Annotated in this window: 6 protein-coding genes, 1 tRNA gene and 2 pseudogenes; all 9 read left to right on the forward strand. The window is 64.1% G+C overall.

Annotated elements, in window-relative coordinates:
* Positions 1 to 172 precede the first annotated feature (172 nt).
* A complete protein-coding gene (locus BQ7477_RS05600) occupies positions 173 to 976 on the forward strand; it encodes an electron transfer flavoprotein subunit beta/FixA family protein (RefSeq protein WP_073983131.1) in 804 nt (267 codons plus the stop codon).
* Between the two features lie 30 nt (positions 977 to 1006).
* A pseudogene (locus tag BQ7477_RS05605) lies at positions 1007 to 1318 on the forward strand (aminotransferase class V-fold PLP-dependent enzyme); the annotation flags it as partial.
* Positions 1319 to 1320: 2 nt separating this feature from the next.
* A complete protein-coding gene (gene mnmA, locus BQ7477_RS05610; RefSeq protein ID WP_073983132.1) occupies positions 1321 to 2406 on the forward strand; it encodes a tRNA 2-thiouridine(34) synthase MnmA in 1086 nt (361 codons plus the stop codon).
* A 173-nt stretch (positions 2407 to 2579) separates the two neighbouring features.
* Positions 2580 to 2660, forward strand: a tRNA-Leu gene (locus BQ7477_RS05615).
* A 50-nt stretch (positions 2661 to 2710) separates the two neighbouring features.
* Positions 2711 to 3184 carry a peroxiredoxin gene (locus BQ7477_RS05620; protein WP_073983535.1) on the forward strand — a complete coding sequence of 158 codons (474 nt, stop codon included), beginning with the start codon at positions 2711 to 2713 and terminating at the stop codon, positions 3182 to 3184.
* Between the two features lie 72 nt (positions 3185 to 3256).
* A complete protein-coding gene (locus BQ7477_RS05625; protein WP_073983133.1) occupies positions 3257 to 4507 on the forward strand; it encodes a hypothetical protein in 1251 nt (416 codons plus the stop codon).
* Positions 4508 to 4612: 105 nt separating this feature from the next.
* The gene (locus BQ7477_RS05630) at positions 4613 to 5416 is read left to right on the forward strand and encodes an ABC transporter ATP-binding protein (RefSeq protein ID WP_073983134.1); all 804 of its coding nucleotides are present in this window, start codon (positions 4613 to 4615) and stop codon (positions 5414 to 5416) included.
* A complete protein-coding gene (locus BQ7477_RS05635) occupies positions 5401 to 7098 on the forward strand; it encodes a hypothetical protein (RefSeq protein ID WP_073983135.1) in 1698 nt (565 codons plus the stop codon). The genes BQ7477_RS05630 and BQ7477_RS05635 overlap by 16 nt, the downstream gene beginning before the upstream one ends.
* 435 nt (positions 7099 to 7533) lie before the next feature.
* Positions 7534 to 7961 (forward strand): annotated as a pseudogene (locus BQ7477_RS05640) (hypothetical protein); the annotation flags it as partial.

Here is a 7961-nt window from a genome sequence, read left to right on the forward strand (position 1 = left end):
ATCATACGGGACCGTGAACAGAGCGGTCGGATTGGTGGGAAGAAAGACCTATGATGAGGCGCACCTGCAAGCAATGAAGTCCTGCATCGGGTAAGGATGCTTGATTGTGGCGTGTGGCGGTGAGGGCACCCTCATATGGGCGAGGGGCCGGGAATGTGGCACGCTAGAAGCCATGAGAATTGTCGTGTGTGTGAAGCATGTCCCCGACATGCAGTCCGAACGCCGTTTTGAGGACGGTCGCTTAGTGCGCGGTGAGGACGATGTGCTCAACGAGCTGGACGAGAACGCCATCGAGGCAGCCGTCCAGCTGAAAGAAGCCGAGGAAAACGCCGACCGCGAGGGCGAGGTCATCGCCTTGACGATGGGTCCCGAGGACGCAGAGGACGCGCTCATGCGCGCCCTGCAGATGGGCGCGGACCGCGCCTTCTTAGTCTCCGACGAGTTCCTCGAGGGCTCCGACGTCATCACGACGGCCTCCGTGCTCTCCGTCGCAATCGCGAAGATCGCGCACGAGTGCGGTCCCGTCGACCTGGTCGTCACCGGCATGGCCTCGCTGGACGCAATGACCTCCATGCTACCCGGCGCTTTGGCCGCCAAAGCCCACATGCCGCTGCTGGGCCTTGCCCGCTCGATGAGCGTCGAAGATGGCGCCGTGACGATCGAGCGCTCCGTCGACGGCTTCACCGAGACGCTGCGCGCCGCGCTGCCCGCCGTCGTCTCCGTGACCGACCAGATCAACGAGCCTCGTTACCCGGCCTTCGCTGCGATGAAGGCCGCCCGCAAGAAGCCCCTGGACCAGTGGGGTATTGACGACCTCGTCGAGGTTCCCGGCGGGCAGGACCTGGTGCTGCGCCGTGCGCTGACCTCCGTGACTTTCAGCGAGGAGAACGTGCGCGACGGTTCCGGCACGATCATTCAGGACGCCGGCGAGGGCGGGCGCGCGCTGGCCGACTACATTCTTTCGGTGGTGAAGTGATATGACGCAGCAGATGCATTCCCCGATNCGTCGAGTGCGATCACCCACCTGCCGTGGCCGCCCGCCCGCCCCGAGGCCGTCCTCATGGCCTTCGACATGGCCGGCATTGCGGTCTCCGCCGGGTCCGCCTGCCACGCGGGGGTCGCCCGCCCCTCTGACATTGTCATGGCGATGGGACGCAGTGAGGAAGCGGCCCTAGGGGTTCTACGCGTCTCGCTGGGACACGCCACGACACGCGCTGACATTGACGCCTTCCTCGCTGCCCTACCGGTCGCGATCCGCGCTGGGGCGGCCCTTGATGGGGTCTCCCATGCGCGCAACCAACGAAATGAGGAGCGCTGAATATGCGAGTCCTGGCCGCACTATCCGGTGGGGTGGATTCCGCCGTCGCTGCCGCGAAAGCCGCCCACGCCGGTCATGACGTGGTCGGCGTCCATATGGCCCTGTCCACCCAACCTCAAGAATGTCGAATTGGCTCGCGTGGCTGCTGCTCGATCGAGGACGCCGGGGATGCAGCGCGCGCTGCCGAGATCATTGGTATCCCCTTCTACGTGTGGGACCTCGCCAGCGAGTTCGAGCAGACTGTCATCACTGACTTCGTTGAGCAGTACAAGGCTGGGCGAACACCCAACCCCTGTGTGCGCTGCAACGAGTTTGTGAAGTTTCGCGAGCTCGCCGCCCGCGCCCGTGCACTCGGCTTCGACGCCGTGTGCACCGGTCACTACGCGGCCATCGTGGATGGACAGAGCGGTCCCGAACTGCACCGCGGCGCCGACCCCCTCAAGGACCAGTCCTACGTGTTAGCAGTCATGGGCCCGGAGGAACTCACCCGCGTTATCCTGCCGCTCGGCGATGCTCCCAGCAAAGCGTGGGTGCGTTCTGAGGCTGAGCGCCTTGGCCTGGGCGTATCCAACAAGCCGGACTCCTACGACATTTGCTTTATTCCCGACGGGGATACGCAAGGATTCCTGCGCGCGCACTTGGGTGCGCGCCAGGGCGAGATTGTGTCCCCCGACGGCACAGTCCTGGGACATCACGACGGCTATTGGAACTACACGGTCGGCCAACGCAAGGGCCTAGGCATCGGAGCTCCCGCCCCCGACGGGCGCCCACGCTACGTCCTCGAGACGAGGCCACAGACCAATCAGGTTGTCGTGGGTGCTTCCGAGCTGTTGTCCATCTCGCGCATTGACGCGACCGACGTCGTCTGGCTAGCCCCAGACGACGAGGGTTCCGACGTGACCGACCTTTTCGTGCAGCTGCGCGCACACGGCTCGCCCATTCCTGTCGCCTCCTTGACTCGCGCTGGCTCCACGATGAGTGTCAACCTCGCGCGCTCAGCTCGCGGCGTAGCCCGTGGCCAGTCGATGGTTGTCTACAGGGGTACACGGGTCCTCGGCGAAGGAACGATCAACGCGACGGCGCACTAGGCACGCAATGTGGGTGCGTCTAAGGCTCCAGTTGCCTTCGCGCCTGCAGGTGACGCTGCCGGGGAGTGCTCGAGGGTGCCCCACGGTACGTGAGCGGTTTCGCACGGGGGCAGTCGGCTTTGGGCACCAGGTGTTCGGACGAGGCAACGTCCATCGGCTACACTTGGGTGCGCGCGCGAGTGGCGGAATTGGCAGACGCGCTGGATTTAGGTTCCAGTGTCTTTGACGTGTGGGTTCGAGTCCCATCTCGCGCACCGGTGACTCCCTTCGCAGTGGGATATACCCCCTCGATACACTGGTCATCATGAGCGTTTTGGAAGTCGGCCACCGAGCCCCGCATTTTACCGCCACAACCACGCAGGGATCCCTGTCCCTGTCTGATCTCCTTTCTGCGTCCCCGCGCGGAGTCGTTGTGTACTTCTACCCGAAGGCGTCGACGCCGGGGTGCACGAAGGAGGCCTGTGACTTCCGTGATTCCTTGTCTTCGTTGCAGGGGGCCGGCTACTCCGTTATTGGAGTGTCTGGCGACTCGATGGCCGCCCTCGAGCGTTTTGCTGAGAAGCAGTCCCTGACATTCCCGCTGGCATGCGATCCTGATCATGAGATTCTCAAGGCCTATGGTGCGTGGGGGGAAAAGAAGAACTATGGGCGCACCTACGTGGGCATTATTCGCTCGACGGTTGTCGTTGCCCCCGATGGCACCGTGTTGCTCGCACAATACAATGTGAAGGCCACCGGCCATGTTGCACGTCTGCGCAAGGCGCTGGGGATTGACTAACCCTGTTGCTTCCCGGGTAATCGACAACTATGCTTGCTAGACAAGTACTAGTGTTTTGTTGATGGAGGACTCATGGGGGCAGCAACGCCGGACGCATTCCGTGTCGGCGCAGGCGCACAAACACGCGACTATCCGGGTGGTGTTGCTGCTCGGCTGAGTGCCCGTCCCTCCCTGCCCGAACGTTTCTCTGGTCCCGCGGCCCCTGCCTCGGTCGATACCGCCCCCACCCCCGTTGTACGACGTCCCCGAGCACACACTCCCGCTCCCAAGCCCCAGGTAGCCGAGGAAGCGCCGCGTGTCGCTGCGATCGCCCCCGCGGTCGAACGCACGGTTATCGCTGTTGTCCCGCCCCTGCACTCCCCAGCTTCCTCGGCCCCGCATGCGGTCACGCCCACCCCGGTGTGCGCCACCCCTGCCACAGGCAAGGAGGCCTCGTCCCAGACAACTCTTCCTGTCGCCACTCCTCCGAAATCTGGTGTCACCTCAAGTCTCGGTGCGTCCGGGCACGCCCCCCGTGAGTCTCGCGTCCCCGCACACGTAGCCCAAACAGCCTCCAACTCTGCCCCCGCAGTGCCTGTCAGCCGCTTCGCACCCGACGTTCAGCTCACCCCCGAACAACGCAGTTTCGCGCCCCGCCAGGAGGACGCCACTGTTCGGGAATATGCCCACTTTGATGAGGCCGAAGCCTCTTCGTTTGAGGAACTTCACACTGCTGACGGTGTGCGTGAGGGCCGAGGCGTGCCCTCCCGCGCTGACGTTGCTCTCAGCCGCGGCGCATCGCCCGCGCCGAGGCTCGTTTCTGTCGATCAGATGCACGTACGAGCCGCCGAAGTCGAAGACGCCCGCCGACGTGAAGCTCGCGAGTACAGCGACGAGAATGGCGCAGAGCGTCCGCCCCTGCGGGGCGATCGAGCCCGCCACAGGAAGCGCTCACGGCGGGGGCTGGGCATGTTCTTCCTCGGATTTATCGTGGCTATCATTCTCGTTGCCGCCCTCGCGGCAGGGGTGTACTTCCTGCGTTTTGGTGCCGCGAATAAGCTCGCTGCAGCGGTCGACTCATGTCATGCGCACAGCAGCTATACGCGGCTGGCAACGGATAGCCCCTCCCTCACCGTAGAGGTGTCCAGTGACAGTGCCCCGGGGTTGGCCATGCCCGTCTTTCGCTGCATCCTGGACGAACTCGATGCTCCTGCGTCGATGCGAGAACGCATGGCCTTTACACGCGCCATCGACGGTACTCAGGAGGATCAGTGGAGCTTGTACCGCGCTACCTGGACCTACCACCCCGAACAAGGACTCAACGTCGTCATCAGTGCTCGTTAAACGCGCGTGTTCCGGTTCCTGTACCGGCTCACTGAGACGCATCCCATATACAACATGGCGTCGCAGTACAATCGGTGTTGACGTCACTGCTCGAAGGAGTCTCTCGTGTCCGATTCACAGCCCGCCACCACTTCGCTCCCTCCCGTCGTCATTGATAAAGAGATCGCCCTTGCGATCCGAGGCCTCGTCAAAATCTACGGAAACCTGATCGCAGTCGCCGACCTCACCCTCGACATCCCCACCGGTTCCTTTTTCGGTATCGTCGGCCCGAACGGCGCAGGGAAAACCACCACCCTCACGATGGCGACCGGCCTGCTGACCCCCGACCGCGGAACCTCCTACGTGCACGGCGTCGACGTATGGGCACAACCTCAGCGGGCACGCTCCCTGCTCGGCGTCATGCCCGACGGCATGCGCCTGCTCGATCGTCTCTCCGGCCCCGACTTCCTCGTCCACGTCGCCATGCTGCACGGCCTCGACGCCGCGACCGCCCGTGAACGCACCAAAGAACTCCTCGCCGCCCTCGATCTGAGTGAGGCCGGTCGGAAATTGATCGGCGAGTACTCGGCCGGCATGACGAAAAAAATCGCGATGGCGGCCGCCCTCATTCACTCCCCACGTGTCCTCGTCCTCGATGAACCATTCGAGGCTGTTGACCCCGTCTCCGCAGCAAACATTCGGACGATCCTCACCGACTACACCCGCCGGGGTGGCACCGTCATCCTCTCCTCCCACGTAATGGCGACCGTCCAGCAGCTGTGCACCCACGTCGCCATTATCGACAAAGGGCGCGTACTCGTCGCAGGAACCACCGACGAGGTCGCCCAGGGCGGCGACCTGGGGGAGCGCTTCACCTCCCTGGTCGGCGGCGTCCACACCGAGGAAGGCCTGTCGTGGTTGGGCAACTGATTCGCCTCAAGCTCCGCATCATCTGGAACACCGTTCGCCGCCAGACTGCCGTGCTGGTGCTTGCGGTCCTTGGCACTGTCCAGTTCGGGACAATGTATGTGGGTGCGCTCGTGGGCACCGCGTTCCTCGCTCGATCTGAGGAAGCGCAGACTCTTTCTGCGATGCTCCCCGTCGTCGGTCCCGCCGTCTTCGTACTGTGGCTCATCCTCCCGATCCTCTTCGCGTCGATGGACAACTCGCTCGATCCCGTGCGCCTGTCACCATACGTCGGGCCGAGCAAGCGCCTCGGTGCTGCGCTAGCGGCATCAACGGTCGTGGGACCAGGCGGCCTCCTGTCCGCCATGTTTCTCATACTGCCCGCCTGGTTCGCCCTGTGGCGCGCCCAGTGGTTCGCGGCCCTGGTGTGGCTTCTCGCAGGGGTCCTCACCCTACCCCTCGCGGTCTTGTGGGCGCGCGCGGTCGGGACCTGGTTCGCTGTGCGCCTCAATAGCTCCAGTAAAAAGGACCTGGTCACCATGGTCGGCATCGTGGCGTTCTTCGTGGTCCTCACTCCGCTGGGCTACTGGATGAAACTCCTGTCGGATAACTTCTCGGTGGAGCTGTTCCATGCCGGCCTCAACGTCGCCCTCTGGACACCCGTCGGCGCACCCTTCGGTGTCGTCGCCTCCCTTCTGGAGGGGGCCTGGGGAGCAGCCGCGTTGCGCTCCCTCATCGTTGCAGCTACCGCCGTCCTCGGCTGGCGCGCGTGGCTCTTGGTCCTACGTCCCGTCATGAGCGGATACGCCGGTGAGGTCAGTGCCGACGCACAGCGAGCCATCAACGAGGGGCGTCACCTCATCGATGACTCCCTCGTCGACGAAACGCGAAGCGTGCGACCCGCGCGTAGCAGGTCCACTGAGCTGCGTAGCGTTGATACCTTCACCAAACTCGGCCTTGGGGTTCGATCCGCCTCCCTGGCGGCGCGCACTGCGCGCTATTGGATCGTTGATCCTCGCCTCAACATGAACATGGTGTTCGCTCTGATCTTTCCGATCATCGGGGTCCTCATGGGGCGCGTCGACCCCGAGGACCAATGGAGCCAACTCCTCTTCACGGGTGTTTTCCTCTACCTGGTGCCAGTGACGGTGGGTCTGGCAGTCGGTGCACTCATGCAATACGATTCGACGGGCGCGTGGATCGTTGTCTCGTCGGGCATGAGCGGACGTGAGGAACGCCGGGGACGCCTCGTGGGTTCCCTCATCGTCTTCGTGCCCCTGGTGATCGGGTATCTCGTCCACGACCTTGCCGTGGGAGCGAGCCGTGCTGATGTCGTGTTCCACCAAGCGGTGGGTGTCGTCCTCTTCTCAGGCGCGGCCGCCACGACCCTAGTCCTGAATGCCCGTTGGGTCTACCCGGTTCAGCCTCCAGGTGTCTCTCCGCTGGCGACGAAGGGCACAGGCTCCTTCCTCATGACGATGCTGCTGCAGCTCGTCGGCTTCGCGGGGACTGCAATCCTACAGGTCCCTTCCTACGTCTTCCTCGTATTGGCGTCCTTCGGTGCGGTGCCGGACTGGGTTGCCTACGTCGTGTGCATCGTGTGGTCGGTCCTCATCCTCGAGGCCGCCGTGCGCGTCGGTGGACGCGTCTGGGATCGATACTCGGTTGGAGCGCTGACGACGATTCGCAGCTGGCCGGGTCACTGATCTCGCCTCACCTGGATGTACGAGGTCGGTGTTGCCCGCGGGAGCGGCCCCGGCCTCGTTCTTGTTGTAGTGAGCGTGAGGTGACGCGCCGGTCGGCGGGCGCGGGTGCTGTCGGTGGGGGAGAGGGGGCGGACTCTGCTCGGTGCAACACTGCGATGGATCGGCGCGATTCGAACATTCAACTAGAAGAGAGGAATGTGGATACCCGGTAAGGTGGTGGGTGTAACCTGACCGCGAAAGGACAACGTCCATACATGCCCCATCGATCGTGCGCGTCGGCGCTGCCGCGGCTGTCTTGAGCCTCACCGCGATCCCCGGTCAGCCTACGCGGCAGACGTCGCAGGCCCCGCAACCTGCTACCTCGCCGATAAAAACGGCACCATCATCGAACCCCACCAGGAGTACACTCCGCGCGAAGGGGCCGGTGGGCTCCCCATGCATCCCAGTCCCGTCGTCGCCGGCCAATACACGATGGAAGTGAGCGCTCCCGCAATAAGCTTCGATCCGGATCAGCCTGACTTGCACTTTGCGTGCCAGGTCTTCTACTCACCCCTCGGTAAGATTCGTCTCGTTGATGCCGACGGCACCGTGCACGCGGCACAGTCCTACGCCAACGATCAGAATGACCCGTCGCGAGCCGCCGTGACGGCGCTCCCGGCGTTGCCCGAGGGGTACGAAATCGTCCCAGGCCAGACGATCCGAGGCTTCGACGCTGCCGCTCGAACAGTCGACCCCAATAACCCCGCCGACGCGCGCGCTGTGGGTGCGAACACCGACATCGTGATCCCCAAGGTGACGAATAATCCGACACCCGAGCCGAGCCCCACACCTTCGACGCCCGCCCCTTCGACCCCCGCCCCCAC

Origin of the sequence: Actinomyces bouchesdurhonensis, assembly GCF_900128465.1 — a bacterium.
Classification (GTDB): domain Bacteria; phylum Actinomycetota; class Actinomycetes; order Actinomycetales; family Actinomycetaceae; genus Pauljensenia; species Pauljensenia bouchesdurhonensis.